Here is a 17630-nt window from a genome sequence, read left to right as displayed (position 1 = left end):
TGTGAAATGGGTCAGCGATCCCCGGGTGTGGCCGGACCGTCGCGCTCGTCTTTTCCGGGCTCGGCAGGCGCTTTCGCCTCGGCTGCTCGCGCGTTTGTCGTGGTCGATGCGACGCCTAGGCGTTGGCGACGGGCTTCGGCCGCATCGATCTGAGCCTGAACGTCCGCGCTGACGTTCTCGACGTTTCTCGGTGTGACGCCCTGCGCCGCCTGTGCTTCCTTCTTTTGCCGCGCTCGTTCGAGCGCAGCTTGAATGATCGCGCGCTTGTTCGCGGCTTCGTCCTGAGCCGCGCCTTGCGTTTCGGGCACGCTAGCGTGCGCCGCTGCTTCGGCCCGGCGGGCCGCGGCGCGTGCCTCGGCGGCTTCTCGTTCGCGCGCGAGACGCGCCGTGCGCCGGTCGTGGCGAACCCGGGCCGCATCGGCCTGCTCCGGGCTCCATGCCGCCCAGCCGGTGCGCTCGCCGGTGAGGGGCACCATCTCGATGCAGTCCACGGGGCATGGCGGGACGCACAAGTCGCAGCCGGTGCAAAGCTCGGCAACGACGGTATGCATCTGCTTCGCGGCGCCGACGATCGCATCGACGGGACAGGCCTGCATGCACAACGTACAGCCGATGCAGAGCGTTTCGTCGATGACCGCCAGCGGCCGCGCCCGTTCCTCGCCGTTGACGGGATTCAACGGGATCACGGGCTTGCCGAGCAGGGCGGCCAGCCGTGCGATGCCCTGAGCGCCGCCGGGCGGGCATTGGTTGTAGTTCGCCTCGCCGTGCGCGACGGCCTCGGCATAAGGCCGGCAGCCGTCATAGCCGCACTTGGTGCATTGCGTTTGCGGAAGCAGATCCTCGATGCGGTCTGCGAGAGTTACACGATCGGTCACGTTGAGAACGTCAAGAAGCACGCGGGCCGCATACTCGATGCAGCCCGCGCACGCGTTGCCCCGCGCCGGGCACTGGCCAGGCGCGGTTGCGCTTCGCGTGCGGGAAAAGAGCGCATTATCGCCGATTTCCCGGATTGCCATTGGTCACCCTTGTGCCATAATCGAAGCGCTTTTTCGCACGAGGCGCATGCAGTTTCCCAGAAAAATGGCGCGCTCGTTCACGCTGCCGGCGTAGGTCAAGGAGGGCCGGCCGCGTGACGGGGCAACGCGGCTCACGAAGCAAAAAGGCCACCATGAATCAATCGAAAATCAAAAGAGATCCAGAAGGGACGCGGCGCCGGATTCTGCTTGCGGCGGCCGAAGAATTCGCGAATGGTGGTTTGTTCGGCGCTCGCGTCGATCAGATTGCCCGACGGGCGGAGACGAACGAGCGCATGCTCTATTACTACTTCGGTAGCAAAGAGCAGCTTTTCACGGCGGTACTCGAACACGCTTTCGGCGCATTGACCGAAGCGGAAAAGACGCTCGATCTGAACGGTATTGCGCCCGTCGAAGCCATCACGCGGCTCGCGCATTTCGTTTGGGACTACTATCGCGACCATCCCGACTTGCTGCGCCTGCTCAACAACGAGAATTTGCACGAAGCGCGCTATATCCAAAAGTCGTCACGCATTCGCGAAATGATTTCGCCGATGGTGGCAACGCTGTCGTCTATTTTGGAACGAGGGCAGCGTGCGGGACTCTTTCGCGCGAATATCGATCCCTTGCGCCTGTATGTCGCGCTTTCGGGGCTCGGCTATTACATCGTGTCCAATCGCTTTACGCTCGAGGCTTCGCTGGGCCGCGATTTCAGTGCGCCGGCCGAGCGAGCGGAAATGGTGCGTATGAATACCGAGTTGTTGCTTGCGTACCTGATGCGCAAATAAGCACCGGCTTCAAGCGGCCGGCCCGGCGTACTCGCCGGGCGGCGCTTGGTGCTTGCGGTTACGCTTCGATGGGCTCGCGCGAGCGCTTCGTTTCGCGATTGTGCTCGAGAATGAAATCGCGCAATTGCGGGTAGATGATCGTGCGCCAGCGGCGGCCCGAAAAGATGCCGTAGTGGCCGCACTTCTCGGCGGTGAAGTGATGCTTGTTTTTCTCGGGAATGCCCGCGCATAGGTCATGCGCCGCGCGCGTTTGGCCGCAGCCCGAGATGTCGTCCAGTTCACCCTCGATCGTAAAGAGCGCAGTCTTCTTGATGTCCTGCGGACGGACGGGTTCGCCTTCGATCTCCCAGGTGCCCTCCGCTAGCCGGAACTCTTGGAAGACGATGCGAATCGTGTCGAGGTAATACTCGGCGGCCATATCGAGCACCGCGTTGTACTCGTCGTAGAAACGGCGGTGCGCTTCGGCATCGTCTTCGTCGCCGCGCAGCAGGCTCTGATAGAAGTCCCAATGCGAGGCGGCGTGGCGCTCAGGGTTCATCGCGACGAAGCCCGCATGCTGCAAGAAACCGGGATACACATGGCGGCCGACGCCCGGATAGTTCGACGGCACCGTGTGAATCACGTTGTTCTCGAACCATTGATACGAGCGCTGCATCGCGAGCGAGTTGACGGACGTGGGGCTGCGCCGTGCGTCGATCGGTCCACCCATCATCGTCATCGTGCGCGGCGTGTCCTCGCCGCGGCTCGCCATGAGCGAAATCGCGGCCAGAACGGGCACCGTGGGTTGGCACACCGAGAGCACGTGCAGATTCTTCGCGCCGATGTGGCGAATGAATTCCTGGATGTAGGCGACGTAATCGTCCAAATGGAACGGGCCGTCCTCGAGCGGGACCATGCGCGCATCGACCCAGTCGGTGATGTAGACCTTATGGTCTTGCAACAGCGTGCGTACCGTATCGCGCAACAGCGTGGAATGGTGCCCCGACAGCGGCGCGCATACGAGGACGACAGGTTCGTCCTTCAGCTGGGAGACCGCGTCCGGATCGTCGGCGAAGCGCTTGAAGCGCAGCAGCCGGCAAAACGGCTTTTCGACAATCGTTTGTTCGATGATCGGGATGTTATGGCCGTCTTTGACGATTTGATGAATGTCGAATTCGGGCTTTTCGTAATCTTTGCCGAGCCGATACAGCAATTCATAACCCGCCGACAGACGAGTCGCGCCGGGCACGTAGGCGAACGGGCTCGCGGGATTGGCGAACGACTTCGACGCGGCTTGCGCCCAGGCGGTCAGCGGATTCAAAAGCGCGCGCTGATATTCGTAAAACTGGTAAAGCATGATTTGGGGCTCCCGCGGGGTGGGACGGGGCAATAAAAATGCGGCGCTCGGCGTCGCGGCTGGGGTACCGCACGGTTGCTCGTGGCGATGTGACTCAATTGATGATAAGGGACAAACGTCGTTGTTGCAACGCAGCAATTCGCGGCCTAGGCCAGGGACTTTCCCGGATACTGCTGCGCAGCAATCGTGCCGATATCGGCCCGGCCCTGCGCAGCCGCACCGCCGGGCGGTTCTAGAGCGCCTCGTTGTCCAATTCCGGGGGCGGATCGCTCGCGGCGCCGCTCGGATGCCCCGTGGCGTGTGCCATCGATTCCTCGTGGCGCATCAAGTTCAACCCCGTGTGAACGAGCGCGACGTGGGAAAACGCTTGCGGGAAATTGCCCGTGAACCGGCCGGTTTGCGGGTCGTATTCCTCCGATAGTAAGCCGACGTCGTTGACGAGGTTCGCCAGGCGTTCGTACATTTCGTGGGCCTCTCGCATTCGCCCTTGCAGCGCGAGGTTGTCGACCATCCAAAAGCTGCACGCGAGGAAGGTGCCTTCGCCGGGCGGCAGCCCGTCGTCCACCTTGTGCGTCCGGTAGCGGCTCACGAAGCCGTCGAACATGAGATCTTTCTCGATCGCCGCCATCGTCGAGGCGATGCGCGAATCGTCCGGCGGCAAAAAGCCCACGAGCGGGATCAGAAGGAGGCTCGCGTCGAGCTCGTCGCCGCCGTATATCTGCGTGAAGGTGCGCCGTTCCTCGTTCCAGCCTTTCGTGCACACATCGGCATGGATGTACTCGCGCACCGAGCGCCACCGGTCGATCGGCCCGGACAGGTTGAATTTCTCGGCTGAGCGGATCGCCCGGTCGAAGGCAACCCACGCCATCACCTTCGAGAACGTGAACTGGCGCGGACCGCTGCGCACTTCCCACAGGCCCTCATCGGGTTCGACCCAAATGGTCTCGAGATGCTCGAGCATCACGCATTGCAACGCCCAGACGGCTTCGTCGGCATGCAGCCCCCCGACGCGCGCAAGATGCAGTGCGTTCATCACTTCGCCATAAACGTCGAGCTGTAGCTGCCCGACCGCCTTGTTGCCGATTCGCACCGGGCTCGCGCCTTCATAGCCGGGGAGCCAATCGATTTCCGTCTCGGGTAAGCGGCGCTCGCCGGCCACGCCGTACATGATTTGCGCTTGCGCCGGCGAACCCGCGAGCGCGCGTTCGAGCCATACCCGCCAAGCGCGCGCCTCGTCGTAAAAGCCGCAGCGCATCAGGGCGAGCAGTGTGATCGTGGCGTCGCGCAGCCAGCAGTACCGGTAGTCCCAATTGCGCGAGCCGCCAAGCCTCTCGGGCAGCGACGTCGTGGGTGCCGCGACGATGCCGCCCGTCGGCTTGTAGGCCAGCGCTTTGAGCGTGATCAGCGAGCGCCGGATCGGTTCGGCGTAGCGGCCTCGTACGTCGCATTGGGCGATCCACTCCCGCCAGTACTGCTCAGTGTGTTCGAGCAAATCGAGCGGATTTTTCAACGGCGGCAGACGTTCATGCGAGGCCGAATAGGCGAGCACGAACGGGATCTTTTCGCCTTCGGCCACGGTGAACTCCGCGACGGTATGCATGTTTTCGCCGTGCAACTCCACCGGCGTGCGTAGCACCACGGTGTCGGGCCCGACGACCGCTTTAATGCCGCCCAGGCGGTGCTCGCCGGCCGCCGGGAGCCGGGTGACCCAGGGGACCGAGAGGCCATAGTCGAAGCGCAGCGTGAGCGACATGCGCATCGGTACGCGTCCGCGCTCCCCGACGACGAGGCGGACGAGCTCCGAGCGGCCATTGCCCGGCGGCATGAAATCGATCACGGTGACGGCGCCGTCAGCGGTTTCGTGACGCGTCTCCAGGATCAGCGTTTCGCCCCGATAACGCCGCGTGCATGAGACTGAAGTGCCCGGCATCGGTTCGAGGCGCCAAGATCCATGTTCCTCCTTGCCGAGCAGCGCGGCCAAACAGGCCCCCGAATCGAAGCGGGGCCAGCACAGCCAATCGACGGAACCTTCACGCGAAATGAGCGCGGCCGTGTGACCGTCGCCGACCAGAGCATAGTCTTCGATGTGGGCGGGCATGATGTGGGTGTTTCTCCTCGATGCGGGCGAATGCCAATACAAATACGACGGCAAATGCGTGTCAATGTCCATGCCTGCCCACGCGTTCGCGCGATGCTTAGGTCACGCGTCGGGCGGGTCGGGCCGGAAACGATTTCGCGTTGCCATGGCGCAAAATGGCTGGCTACAATCGGGCTTCGGGGATTCCGGCCGTGCGCTTCCGATACAACGAGCTATGCACAGCGCGACGCGCACTCGGCCACCAATGCGCTAGTCATCAACACCTAAAGTGAGAATTGACGCCATGCTGAATCCGTCGAAGGTCGACTGCATCACGATCCTTTCCGCAGCACGCGAGCTGGGTGACGACGCCTTGCTCCAACTCGATCCCCGCACCCTCGGTCTGACGCGCAACGCCATGGAAACGGCAGCCGCATTCTTGATCGAGCGCGGCTGCTTCAAGCGTCATCGCGACGGTGACGGTCATTATGCTGTCGGCGGCCTATCGTTGCAGGGCAAGCTGCGACTCGACCAGTTCGTCAACGGCTGAGGTCGAGCCGAATGCGGGCCCGGTGCGCCCGCTCAGAGATGCAGCGAGTGAGCGCCCGGGCCTAGCAGCCCCAGCAATCCGATGATGATGAGGTACAGCGCGACGATGTAGTTCAGCAGTCGCGGCACGACCAGAATCAGAATGCCCGCGATCAGTGCGGCGAGCGGTCCCAAGCTGACGAAGATATTCATAGCGGCTCCTTTGATTTCCTTTTTTGAACGCTGAGTCGACGCGCCGCCGCCGGCCGGGCCTTTCGCATGCTATCGAGCCGAGGGCGGTAAGCGTCCACTCGGACCCTATGCAAAGTGCCGGCCCGGTACGAACGTACTTCGGCGATACGGCCGCCGAGTCGGGGTCCGACACCACCGGAGGTTGCTCTTCATGTTGCGCATGGTTCGTCCAATGTCTCGGCGCGCAGCGCATACCGCGCTTGGCGTGCGGTACGCCGGGCTTGCTTTTGCATGTGCCCTCGCCAGTGCACCGGCAATGGCTCAACAGGATGCGCCCGCCGCGGCCAACGCGGGCGTGTACGATTTGCTCGTTGGAACGTATACCGCCGGCAAAAGTCATGGCATCTACGTCTATCGCTTCGATGCGTCGAATGGACAGGTGACGCCGCTCTCGTCCGTGCAGACGGTCAATCCGTCGTATCTCGTCGTGACCCGCGACCATCGGCGCGTCTACGCCGTCAACGAGCTGCCCGGCGATAACGGCCCAGCTACCGAACGAGGCGGAATCAGCGCTTTTACGTTCGACCCGCGCGCGGGGACGCTCTCGTTCGTCAATCGCGTTTCGTCGGAGGGAAACGACCCTTGCTACTTGTCGTTTTCGCCCGACGAACGCTATTTGCTGACCGCGAACTATTCGGTCGCGGCCGATCCCGGCGGGAGTTTCGCCGTGTTTCCGCTGCAAGCGAGCGGTGGGGTCGGCGATGCCGTACTGGTGGTCCATCACGAGGGCGGCGGGCCAGTCAAAGGCCGGCAGGACGACGCGCATGTGCACTCAACGGTGTTCGCCCCCGACGGCCGGTATCTGTTCGCCCAAGACCTGGGCAACGACAAACTGTATGAATATCGCTATACGAATGACGGCAGCCGCGGGCTCATCAGCCCGGTGCCCGAAGGCTATACGCAGATGCCGCCGGGTTCGGGCCCTCGGCACCTGATATTCGACGCCGCCGGCCACTACGCGTATCTGACGAGCGAGTTGGCGGGCACGGTGACGACCCTCCAATATGCGAACGGCAAGCTCCGGCCGCTCCAGGTAGTACGGCTGACCGCACCTGGGTTCAAGGGGAAGATCGGCGCGGGCGCGATTCACCTCTCGCCCGACGGAAAATTCCTGTATGCGACCAATCGCGGCGACGTCAACGAGATCGTCGTTTTCTCGGTCGATCCGTACGACGGGTTGCTCAAACTCGTCGGCCGGTACTCGACGCTCGGCCGCACCCCGCGCGAATTCGCCATCGATCCGACAGGGCGCTGGCTCATCGTCGGCAATCAAGATAGCGACAGTGCTTTTATTTTCAGGCGCGATCCCGAGACGGGACGGCTGGCGGAGCCGGCGCAACTGTCCATCGGCTCGCCGGTCGATTTCGCGTTCACGCCGTCGTCGTGAACGGCGTTGCCTGCGCTCCTTTTCGTGGCCTAAAAACAAAGAGAGCCTACGCGTCAGAGCAAGCGCGTAGGCTCAAATCTACCGCCTCACGGGGGGCGGGGCGGCAGGGGATGACAGGAAATGAACGCAGGGCCGGCCTCGGGGGTCCAGTAACTTGCGGACTTCAGGGCAGCCTTCGCGGTGTGATGCAGCTCCCGTGCCAGAGCGGCGTAAGCGAATCGCATAGTCTCTAGAGTAGGAGTTGCCGGCCCGTGCGAAATGCGGGGCGTGACGCGCTGAAATTGCCCACGAACGGCTAGTTCTTGCAATCGCCGCGTAGGTTTTACGCGCTTATGCCATGGGAGAGCGCATTCATGACCGCCGCTTCGGCTCATCGGTCCCGGGCGTCGTTGCGCAAGCAGGCGATCGACGCTGTGCGTGCCGCCTGCGGTGCCGGTCTTGCCGTCGCGGCGCTGTTTGCCGGGCCATGGGGGCCTTGGATGGCCGCGGCCTTGATTCCGAGCGCCGCGGCGGCGCAATGCGGCGACTCGGACGGGTTTTACGCGGCGCATTGCCGCCGCGTCGTCCGTGTCGTCGGGGAAGGCTCGTGGGATCTGTACTTGACAGGCTATGGCTGGCATATCGACGGTTACACGTCGAGCTACCGCGCATCGCTCAATGCACGCTCGTGGGGCGGCGGAGCCGGAAAGCATTGGACCGATGCGCGCGGCGACGAGGATATCGTCTTCGCCTTCGTCTTTCTCGATTCGCACGACCACTTGGAGCCGATCGGCGGCTATGCGCGCCAGTGGTACACACGACCCGTGCTCGGCGGCCTCTCGTTGGGCGGCGGCTACTTCATCGGCGTCACGGCGCGCGACGACGTCCTGCACTATGCGCCGCTGCCCCTCGCTTTGCCCATCGCGTCGATACGCTATCGCAAGCTGTCCGCGATGGGCACCTTGATTCCGCGGCTCGGCGGGTTGAACAAGGGCGACGTTGCGTTTTTCTGGATGCGCTACGCGTTTTGAGCGCGTGGATGGCGCGGCGAATCAGGGCTCCGAGCTCGGCGGCGCGATCACCTCGCGGCTGCCGTTGACGCCCATCGCCGAGACGAGACCGGCCGCTTCCATTTGTTCGACGAGGCGCGCCGCGCGGTTGTAGCCGATTCGCAGTTGCCGCTGCACGGCCGAGATCGACGCGCGGCGGGTGCGTACGACGAACGCCACGGCCTCGTCGTAGAGCGGATCGGCTTCCGCATCGGGGGCGTCGCCGAACAAATCTTGCGCCGCGCCCTCCGTGGCCGGGCCGTCGAGGATCCCCTCTACATACTCGGGCTCGCCGAATTGTTTCAGGTGTTCGACGACGCGATGCACTTCCTCGTCGGCAACGAACGCACCGTGAACACGCTGCGGATAGCCCGTGCCGGGCGGCAAAAACAGCATATCGCCCTGACCGAGCAGCGACTCGGCGCCCATCTGATCGAGAATCGTGCGCGAGTCGATCTTCGAGGACACCTGGAAGGCCACGCGAGTGGGGATGTTGGCTTTGATCAGCCCCGTGATTACGTCGACCGACGGACGCTGCGTCGCCAGGATCAAGTGAATGCCGGCCGCACGGGCCTTTTGCGCGAGCCGGGCGATCAATTCTTCGATTTTCTTGCCGGCCACCATCATCAAATCGGCCAGCTCGTCGATCACGACGACGATCAGCGGCAAGGGCGACAACGGCTCGGGTGCGTCGGGCGTGAGCGAGAACGGGTTGCCGATTTTTTTGCCGGCTGCGTGCGCGTCGCGCAGCTTCTGATTGAAGCCGGCGAGGTTGCGTACGCCGACCGCCGACATGAGCCGGTAGCGCTTCTCCATCTCGCCGACGCACCAGTTCAGCGCGTTGGCCGCGAGCTTCATGTCGGTGACGACGGGGGCCAAAAGATGCGGAATGCCTTCGTAGACCGACAATTCCAGCATCTTCGGATCGATCATGATCAACCGCACTTCCTCGGGCGTCGCCTTGAACAGCAGCGACACGATCATGGCGTTGACGGCGACCGATTTTCCGGAGCCGGTCGTACCGGCGACGAGCATGTGCGGCGCTTTGGCGAGGTCCGTGACGACCGGGTGGCCCGTGATGTCCTTGCCCATCGCGAGCGTGAGCTTGGAGGCCGAGTTCCGATAGGGGGCGGCGGCGAGGATCTCGGATAGGCGGATCGTTTGCCGCTTTGCGTTCGGCAATTCGAGCCCCATGCAGGTCTTGCCCGGGATCGTCTCGACGACGCGGATCGACGTAAGCCCGAGGCCGCGCGACAAATCCTTCATCAAACCGACGATTTGACTGCCGCGTACGCCGAGGGCCGGTTCGATCTCGAAACGCGTAATCACCGGGCCGGCCGATGCGCCCACGACCGTCACGGGCACTTTGAATTCCTGTAGACGCTGCTCGATGAGCTGTCCGGTTTGAGCGAGTCGCTCGGCCGGAATCTCTTCGGTTTCGCTCGATGCGGGTTCCAGCAGATCGAGCGACGGCAATTCGACAGTCGAAGCGGCCGGCGCTTGGAACGTGAACTCGGTCGGCGCATGGCCGCGCAACGGCGTACGCGACGCGTTTTCCGCGCCGGTGGACGTCGCCGGTGTATCGACGCTAGAGGCGGGGGTGGGGGCGGAGGCCTGGGCCGACGGCGGTTGGGGCGGTTGGCTATCGGGCGTCACGGGGACCGGCGCGGCATCGACGCGGGAAAGCGGGGCGGCCGGTGGCGCTGCGCTGGGCGAGGTCGAGGCCGCATCCGTCGCCGTCGGCGCCGAGAGGGCCGGCGCCGGCAAAGGGACCGGCTGCGGCGACGACGCGAGCTCCAGTAGCACGGGCGCGACCGGCGGCAGGACGCTCGCGGCACTCGGCGCTCCGTCTAATGGCGGTTCGGTGCGGGCATCGGCTGTCGATTCGATATTGGCGGGGGCGGCGCCGGGCACCGAAGGTGCGAAGGGGGATCCCGGTTCGACGGGCGCGGCGGCCGCGGGTGGGTCGTTATCCGAAAGCGTGTCGAAGGGCTCCTCGGCGTCCACCCACGGTGCGAGCGCGGCGGTGTCTTGCGGCGCTTCGCTTACCGGCGCAGGGGCATCCGACCCCGCCGCTTGGGTAGCCGGGCTTTCGGACGATTGCAGATGGGTCGGTCCGGGCTCGTCGAACCCCGCGCCGGCGTCGTCCGCCTTGGCCTCGCCGATCGGGGGTAGCGACGACGCAGAGGGCGCCTGCGGTACTTCGAACGGCGCAGGTTGCGCGAGGTGGTCGTTCACCGCCGCCTCGACATCACCCGCCGGCTTCGTGGCTTCCGATGGCGTATCGGTGGGCATCTCGGTCGCAGCGCTATGCTCGGGCACGTTTGGCCGCGGGGCGGCCGCCGCGCCGCGCCGGGCGAGGCTGGAACTCGCAAGCGCCGTCCATTGCGCCGCGTTCGCTTCAATCGCCTTGAGCGTTTCGAGCACGCCGGGGGACGGCTCGGCTTGTGCCGGGGCATCGGCGGCGATTTCCGCCGGCGGCGCATAGGTCCGCACGACCGGTCTCGTCCGCTCGTTCTGGCTAGTTTGATGGTTTGCGCTCGCACGGCTGCTCGGAGCCGTCGAGGAGAAGGGAATGGAAGGCGTCGCGGGGAGCGCGCCGGAAGACGTCGCCGAGATACCGGCCGCCGCCTGGGACGCGCGCGCCGTCGCGTAGCCGGCGGCCGCGGCGAACGCGCCTTGCGACTGGGCTGCGGGGGCGTCCGGACGGCGGTTCGCACCCGGCACGGCTGGGGTAGCCGGCGGCCGAGTGCGCGCGGCCGCCATGTTCGGGACGCTCGACGTGCCGGCGCTATTCGTCGCAGGGCGGGCGGGCCGCGCGCCGCGCGAAGCGTCGCCGGCGCTCCACGGCGTTTGAGGCGCGGGACGGATCGGCGAAGCGGGCTCGAACGGTTTAGTGTCGATCGCGCGTGCCTCGCGCGCAAGCCCTCGCGCCGCCACCGGTGCGGCCGGCCGTGCCTTGATCCCCGCGCTCGCGGGCGGCTGCCAGACGGTGGGCCGAGCATAGCGGCCGGTGGATTTGGGCGCCATCGCGTTGGTGGTCGACGTGCGTACGACGGACCCGCCCATCGTGCCGCGGGCAAGGCGCGGTTCCTCGTCGCGTGCGCCGGCCGCGGCGCGCGACGATGCGCTCGCCGGCGAGATATTCAGACCGAGGCCGAACGCACGGTCGGCCCAGCGCAACGTGTCGCGCCAAGAGAAGCCCATGAGCCAAGGCAGGCCGGCGATCAAAAGCAAAGGCGAAACCGCGAATGCGCCGCGTCCGAGCGCGCGCACGCCGACGCCCAGCAGCGCATGTCCGAGTGCATTGCCCGTGTTCGGCACGAGCGCTGCTTCGAGTGCGCCGCTGCCGATGAAGACGGCGGCAAAGCCGAGCCAAAGCCTGATCGTGCCGCGCCCGCGGGCGTCGCGCGAAATGGCCCCGATCGCGAGACGCAAGGCCAGCGGTATGGCCCACAAGGCCGAGACGCCGAACCAGCTGAAAACTACCGTATGCATGCTCAAGGGTGAAACATTCGAGGGAGGCGAGCGAGCGCCGTACCGGTCATTGGCCTTCGCGCGCGAAGGTGAGCGTGATGCCGTTCGACGCAATGATGCGCATTTGCTGCGGCGGCCGCATTTGCACGAGCGTGGTATCGATATGCGAGAGCGCGTCCAGATAGGCCTCGCTCAAACGGCCGGCGTCGGCGCCACAGGCGTTACGCGTCGTGGCGAGCGGCCCGAACGTCAACCCGCCGTCGCGCAGCAGATATGACCCCGAGAAACGATTGCAGCCCGAAAAACCGCTGGCAAGGCGTTGACCCGACGTGGCGTCGAGCACGAGCGTCGGCGCGGCTCCTTGGTCGGCGGGCACCTCGAATGCGGTGCGCCCCTCGCTCGTTAGCGCGCTTTGTAAGATCCAGCGCGTGTCGTCGAGCAGTTGCACTGCGGCCGGATTGAGCGGGTTGCTGGGCCCCGCGGCGGAATCGGGATGGGTCGGCATCGCGCAACCGGCGACGGCGAGCGCGGCCGCGAGCACAAGCGCGCACGACGGCAAGCGCCGACGCGAGCGTGCGCGCGTCGGTGCAACGAATGGATTCGACATGGCCCCGAACCTTCTTTTAAAACTGGCGAAGGCGTAAGGGTAACGCACTCCTGGCGTCGCTAGCGAGCTAGCTGCGCACCGGTGCATATCGCACGGGCGAAACGAGCGGGCGCCGCGTCGCTTGGCGGGTGCAAGAATCGCGCGCCGCGCGTGTTAACATCGTCGTCTTTCCTTCTTTCGCATAACGGGATTCGCCATGCAGATCGGTCAACGGATCGGGACGCCGCTCTCGCCCTCCGCCACGCGCGTCATGCTGTTGGGCGCGGGCGAACTGGGCAAGGAAGTCATCATCGCGTTGCAGCGCCTCGGGGTGGAAGTCATCGCCGTCGACCGCTATCCGAACGCGCCGGGACATCAAGTCGCTCACCGGGCCCATACGATCGACATGACCGACGGCGCGGCGATCAAGGCGCTCGTGCAAGCGGAGCGGCCGCATTTGATCGTGCCCGAGATCGAGGCGATCGCCACCGACGCCCTCGCCGATATCGAAGCGCAAGGGCTCGCCGAAGTCATTCCCACGGCGCGCGCGACGCAACTGACGATGAACCGCGAGGGGATTCGCCGCTTGGCGGCGGAAACGCTCGGATTGCCCACCTCGCCGTACGAGTTTGCGGATTCGCTCGACTCGTTCAAGGCGGCCGTCGAACGGATCGGCTATCCCTGCGTCGTCAAGCCCGTGATGTCCTCCTCGGGCAAGGGCCAGTCGGTAGTGCGCGCCGGGGCCGATATCGAGCCTGCTTGGCAATACGCGACGGCCGGCGCGCGCGTCAACGTCGGGCGCGTGATCGTCGAGGGTTTCATTACGTTCGACTATGAGATCACGCTGCTGACGGTGCGCGCCGTCGATCCGGCGAGCGGGGAGGTGCGTACCTCGTTTTGCGAACCGATCGGCCACTTGCAGGTCGACGGCGACTATGTGCAGTCGTGGCAGCCTCAGCCGATGTCGGGCGCGGCGCTCGAGCGTGCGAAGCAAATCGCGGAACAGGTTACCGGCGCGTTGGGCGGACGCGGCGTATTCGGCGTCGAACTGTTCGTACGCGGCGACGACGTCTGGTTCTCGGAAGTGAGCCCGCGTCCGCACGACACGGGGCTCGTCACACTGCGCTCGCAGCGCTTGTCCGAGTTCGAACTGCATGCGCGCGCGATTCTGGGATTGCCCGTCGATACGTCGCTGGTGTCGCCGGGTGCGTCGGCCGTCATTTACGGCGGGCTCGAGGAGGCCGGGATCGCGTTCGAGGGCGTGCGCGAAGCGCTGGCCGTACCGCAGGCCGACGTGCGACTGTTCGGCAAGCCCGAGAGCTTTAAAAAGCGGCGCATGGGCGTCGCCGTGGCGACGGCCTCCGGTATCGACGAGGCCCGGGAGCGCGCGTTGGCGGCCGCGGCGGCGGTGCGGCCCGTATCGGCGCGCTAAGCGTCCGGGCGCGGCGCCGGGCCACGGATCACGACCCTACGTTCGGCCGGCCGCACGCAGGTACGGCCCGTGCAATCTTGCGGTGCTACAATACCGGCCTTTCCGGCGGCATATCCGCCGGCTGGAGCCGGCCGCGCGCGAAGTGCGGTCCTTCGGCAGATGTCCTCCGCGCGCGACTCGCCGTGGCTCCGCCTTCACGTCGACCTTATCGAGCGGCTGTGCTGCCGCCGCCGCGCGCTCGAACGACGCAGCGCCTAGCGGCGCATTTTTAGCGAACGCCACAATGTCCGATCCCGCTGTCACGCCTACTACCCCGACTTTCGACCAGTTCGGTCTCGCCCCTGAAATCCTGCGGGCCGTTACCGAGCAAGGTTACGCCACGCCTACGCCGATCCAGGCCCAGGCGATCCCGGTCGTGCTGGCTGGACGCGACGTGATGGGCGCCGCCCAAACCGGAACCGGTAAGACGGCCAGCTTTTCGCTGCCGATCATCCAGCGCTTGTTGCCTGCCGCGAGCACGAGCGCCTCGCCGGCACGCCATCCGGTGCGAGCGCTGATTCTCACGCCCACCCGCGAATTGGCCGACCAGGTCGCCGCGAACGTTCAGTCGTATGCCAAGCACACGCCGCTGCGTAGCGCGGTGGTGTTCGGCGGCGTCGACATGAACCCGCAATCGGCGGAGCTTCGGCGCGGCGTCGAAATTCTGATCGCCACGCCGGGCCGCTTGCTCGACCACGTGCAACAAAAGACCGCCAACCTCGGCCAAGTACAGATTCTTGTACTCGACGAGGCGGACCGCATGCTCGATATGGGCTTTTTGCCCGACTTGCAGCGGATCCTGAACCTGTTGCCGAAAGAGCGTCAGACGCTGCTGTTTTCGGCGACGTTCTCCCCCGAGATCAAGAAGCTCGCCTCCACGTATCTGCGTAATCCGCAGACGATCGAGGTGGCGCGCAGCAACTCGACGGCCACGAACGTCACGCAGATCGTCTACGAGGTGGCCGAGGGCGACAAGCAGGGCGCCGTCGTGCAACTGATCCGAGAGCGCGCGCTCAAGCAGGTCATCGTGTTTTGCAACAGCAAGATCGGCGCTAGCCGGCTCGCGCGTCAACTCGAGCGCGACGGCGTTGTCGCCTCCGCGATTCACGGCGACAAGTCGCAAAACGAGCGGATGCAAGCGCTCGACGCGTTCAAGCGCGGCGAGATCGAGGCTTTGGTCGCCACGGATGTGGCGGCACGCGGCCTCGACATCGCCGAGCTGCCGGCCGTGATCAACTTCGATTTGCCGTTCAACGCGGAAGACTATGTGCACCGGATCGGGCGCACCGGGCGTGCGGGTGCGTCGGGCGACGCGTTGTCGCTGTGCAGCCCCAACGAGCGTAAGCAGCTCGGCGAGATCGAAAAGCTGATCAAAAAGCCGCTGCAAGTGCAGACCTTGACCGTCGACGCACCGGTGCGCCGTGGGCGCGAGGAGCCGGGCCGGCGCGAACGAGAGGACCGCTCGGGGCGCCGCCGCACGGGCTCGCACGAGCGCACGACGTATCGCGCGAATCATGCGCCGATCGACGAATTTTTCCTGAAGCCGTACGAGCCCTCGCCGTCGGCGCGCAAGGAAGAGGAAGCGAAGAAACAAGAAGCCCCGCAGAGCAAGACGCCCAAGCAGCCGTTGGCGGCGCTCCTAGGTGGATTCGGCATGCCGCGGCGCAACAGTTCGTCCTCCTGACAGTCTTACCGGATACGGCATCGTCGATCGTTCGAGCGCGTTGTCGTACCCAGTCGTATTGAAACAGCCGATATTCGAAGCGAAATCGCGACGGACACAGACCATGTCCACCAAAATGAATCGCGGTCTTCGAACATCGGCAACGAACGATATCGGGCGATAAGCCTGGAAATGCTTTTTTTGGGCGTTTATAAAGTCGGAAACATAATCGACTGACCCTGAAGACCATCAGGGAAATGCCGGCTGCAACGGGGTGTAGCAAAATGGCGGTTGACCAAATCGATGTGAGCGTTGTCGTTCCGGTCTTCAATTGCGCGCAATATTTGGAGACGTTGATCGGATCGCTGCAAGCGCAGAAAGATGTCCGGCTCGAGATCATTGCCGTGGATGACGGCTCCTCGGACGATAGCCTCGCCGTCCTGGAACGGCTTGCCGTCCACGAGCCGCGGTTGCGAGTCGTTAGCCAGCGCAATCTGGGCGTATCGTCGGCGCGCAATGCGGGGCTCGAATTGGCGCGCGGCCGCTGGGTCGCGTTCGCAGACGGCGACGACTGGCTTGCGCCCGATGCGCTCTCCGCTTGGGTGACGCTCGGCGAGGCGCGATCGTTGCAACTTGTCCTCGGCAACGGTTTTCGTTTCGAGACCGATCCCGAACATCATCCGCGTGTCGGACTCGCGAAGTGGCTGCCGGACTCGAGCGTCATGTCGGGCGAGGAGTGGGTCGTCGGCAGCGTCGCTCGCGATGCATGGCACCACTATGTATGGCTGCAATTGATTCGCCGCGACGTACTGCTCGGCGGCAACATGCGGTTCGTCGAAAACATCGTTCACGAAGACGTCCTGTGGAGCGCGCACTTGGCGAATCACGTGCAGCGCCTCGGCGTATGCCCGACGCCGTATTACGGCTATCGGACGCGGCCGGGATCGATCATGGGGTGTCCAAGTCAGCGAGCGGTGATCAAGCGTGCCCGTAGTTATCTGAGCGTGGTGAGCAGCTTGGTTTCCTTGGCGAATGCGCCGGGATGCTCGCCGCGTATGCGGCAAGCGTTGCTGCGGCAAGCCAACGTCGAATCCGGGCACTGGCTCGGGCTGATCCGCAAAAGAATCACCGACCCATCGCGGCGCGCGGTACTGATTCGGCAATACCGGCGCCTGCGCCTGGCACGGCATGTTTTCGCCGGCGCGATGTCGAAAAGCGAATACTGGCGTGCGATGCGCGCATGGTGGCTCACATCCGTGCGGGGCCGCGCACCGGGCGCGTTACCGCTGCGCAGGGCCGCTCTGCTCGACGCTACCTCCACCATCCCCGCGCAACCTCCCGTCAAATGGGAAATTGCGTCGTGGACAAAATCTCTTTGAGCACCATGAACGACCGAATCTGCCGCACGCCCGGCAGATATAGCAATTGCTCGGCGTGAAGCCGATTGAAGCTCTCGCTGTCGCGGGTGCGCACGAGCATGAAGTAGTCGAACTCGCCCGTCACGACGTGGCATTCCATACAGCCGGACACGTCGCGCGCCGCCTGCTCGAACGCCGCGAACGCTTCCGGCGTCGATCGATCGAGCACGATCCCGATCACCACAAGCATGCCCGCGCCGACGGCTTTGGGCTCCAGCAGCGCAACGATGCCGCGAATCAACCCCAGCGACTTGAGCCGTTCCACGCGGCGTAAGCATGCCGGCGCGCTGAGCTTGACCTTGCCCGCGAGCGCAACGTTCGAGATCGATGCGTCGCGTTGCAGGTGCTTCAAAATCGCGCGGTCGATACGGTCGAGTTGCCCGATGGCGGGCACCTGCCCGACGCTCGTTGGAGCGGGCGCCTTGCGTCCCGTCTTTCGGCGGGACCGAGGCGCGACGCGCGTCGCGGCGGTACGCAATTTCGTTGCGCACATGGCTGATAAGAGCTCCGGGTTGTTAAACAAATGGCGCTGAAGGTGGCCTGAAAGTAGGCGCGTCAATAAAAATTCGCAAGCTCATTTCGCGGCGGTTTGCCTATCATTTTCCG

Annotated in this window: 14 protein-coding genes; 7 read left to right on the top strand and 7 right to left on the bottom strand. The window is 64.9% G+C overall.

Going from position 1 to position 17630, the window contains the following annotated elements; translation table 11 throughout:
- Positions 1 to 11: 11 nt before the first annotated feature.
- Positions 12 to 1010, bottom strand: a complete 999-nt coding sequence (gene rsxB, locus AB1286_RS06625) for an electron transport complex subunit RsxB (RefSeq protein ID WP_430365006.1) — start codon at positions 1008 to 1010, stop codon at positions 12 to 14.
- A 158-nt stretch (positions 1011 to 1168) separates the two neighbouring features.
- Here rsxB and AB1286_RS06620 point away from each other — a divergent pair, with 158 nt between their 5' ends.
- On the top strand, positions 1169 to 1801 hold the full coding sequence (locus tag AB1286_RS06620; RefSeq protein WP_430362507.1) for a TetR family transcriptional regulator: 633 nt from the start codon (positions 1169 to 1171) through the stop codon (positions 1799 to 1801).
- Positions 1802 to 1859: 58 nt separating this feature from the next.
- Here the strand turns inward: AB1286_RS06620 and AB1286_RS06615 are convergent, their stop codons facing one another.
- Positions 1860 to 3137 carry a polyhydroxyalkanoate depolymerase gene (locus AB1286_RS06615; protein ID WP_430362506.1) on the bottom strand — a complete coding sequence of 426 codons (1278 nt, stop codon included), beginning with the start codon at positions 3135 to 3137 and terminating at the stop codon, positions 1860 to 1862.
- A gap of 232 nt (positions 3138 to 3369) precedes the next feature.
- Entirely contained in the window at positions 3370 to 5235 is a 1866-nt protein-coding gene (locus AB1286_RS06610; RefSeq protein ID WP_430365005.1) for a glycoside hydrolase family 15 protein, read from the bottom strand.
- A gap of 283 nt (positions 5236 to 5518) precedes the next feature.
- On the opposite strand from AB1286_RS06610, the gene AB1286_RS06605 reads away from it, so the two are divergent.
- On the top strand, positions 5519 to 5764 hold the full coding sequence (locus AB1286_RS06605) for a hypothetical protein (RefSeq protein ID WP_430362505.1): 246 nt from the start codon (positions 5519 to 5521) through the stop codon (positions 5762 to 5764).
- A gap of 32 nt (positions 5765 to 5796) precedes the next feature.
- Here the strand turns inward: AB1286_RS06605 and AB1286_RS06600 are convergent, their stop codons facing one another.
- Positions 5797 to 5955, bottom strand: coding sequence for a DUF3096 domain-containing protein (locus tag AB1286_RS06600; RefSeq protein ID WP_206953216.1), 159 nt, complete (start codon positions 5953 to 5955; stop codon positions 5797 to 5799).
- Between the two features lie 199 nt (positions 5956 to 6154).
- On the opposite strand from AB1286_RS06600, the gene AB1286_RS06595 reads away from it, so the two are divergent.
- Both AB1286_RS06595 and AB1286_RS06590 read left to right on the top strand, forming a co-directional pair.
- Positions 6155 to 7381, top strand: coding sequence for a lactonase family protein (locus AB1286_RS06595; protein ID WP_430365004.1), 1227 nt, complete (start codon positions 6155 to 6157; stop codon positions 7379 to 7381).
- 353 nt (positions 7382 to 7734) lie between these two features.
- A complete protein-coding gene (locus tag AB1286_RS06590) occupies positions 7735 to 8391 on the top strand; it encodes an antimicrobial peptide resistance and lipid A acylation PagP (protein WP_430362504.1) in 657 nt (218 codons plus the stop codon).
- A gap of 21 nt (positions 8392 to 8412) precedes the next feature.
- On the opposite strand, the gene AB1286_RS06585 is transcribed toward AB1286_RS06590, so the two are convergent.
- Both AB1286_RS06585 and AB1286_RS06580 read right to left on the bottom strand, forming a co-directional pair.
- On the bottom strand, positions 8413 to 11907 hold the full coding sequence (locus AB1286_RS06585; RefSeq protein WP_430362503.1) for a DNA translocase FtsK: 3495 nt from the start codon (positions 11905 to 11907) through the stop codon (positions 8413 to 8415).
- Between the two features lie 46 nt (positions 11908 to 11953).
- On the bottom strand, positions 11954 to 12493 hold the full coding sequence (locus AB1286_RS06580) for an META domain-containing protein (RefSeq protein WP_430362502.1): 540 nt from the start codon (positions 12491 to 12493) through the stop codon (positions 11954 to 11956).
- A gap of 196 nt (positions 12494 to 12689) precedes the next feature.
- Here AB1286_RS06580 and purT point away from each other — a divergent pair, with 196 nt between their 5' ends.
- From purT to AB1286_RS06565, 3 genes are all read left to right on the top strand, one after another.
- Positions 12690 to 13904, top strand: coding sequence for a formate-dependent phosphoribosylglycinamide formyltransferase (purT, locus tag AB1286_RS06575; protein ID WP_430362501.1), 1215 nt, complete (start codon positions 12690 to 12692; stop codon positions 13902 to 13904).
- An 82-nt stretch (positions 13905 to 13986) separates the two neighbouring features.
- Positions 13987 to 15627 carry a DEAD/DEAH box helicase gene (locus AB1286_RS06570; RefSeq protein WP_430362500.1) on the top strand — a complete coding sequence of 547 codons (1641 nt, stop codon included), beginning with the start codon at positions 13987 to 13989 and terminating at the stop codon, positions 15625 to 15627.
- A gap of 263 nt (positions 15628 to 15890) precedes the next feature.
- Positions 15891 to 16985: a glycosyltransferase gene (locus tag AB1286_RS06565; RefSeq protein WP_430362499.1), complete on the top strand. Its 1095-nt coding sequence runs from the start codon at positions 15891 to 15893 to the stop codon at positions 16983 to 16985.
- Here AB1286_RS06565 and AB1286_RS06560 read toward each other — a convergent pair.
- A complete protein-coding gene (locus AB1286_RS06560) occupies positions 16948 to 17517 on the bottom strand; it encodes an Lrp/AsnC family transcriptional regulator (RefSeq protein ID WP_430362498.1) in 570 nt (189 codons plus the stop codon). The two genes, AB1286_RS06565 and AB1286_RS06560, sit on opposite strands and share 38 nt — an antisense overlap.
- Between the last annotated feature and the right edge of the window lie 113 nt (positions 17518 to 17630).

Origin of the sequence: Trinickia sp. NRRL B-1857 (genome assembly GCF_050470685.1) — a bacterium.
Classification (GTDB): domain Bacteria; phylum Pseudomonadota; class Gammaproteobacteria; order Burkholderiales; family Burkholderiaceae; genus Trinickia.
This window is presented reverse-complemented; position numbering and strand designations above follow the sequence as displayed.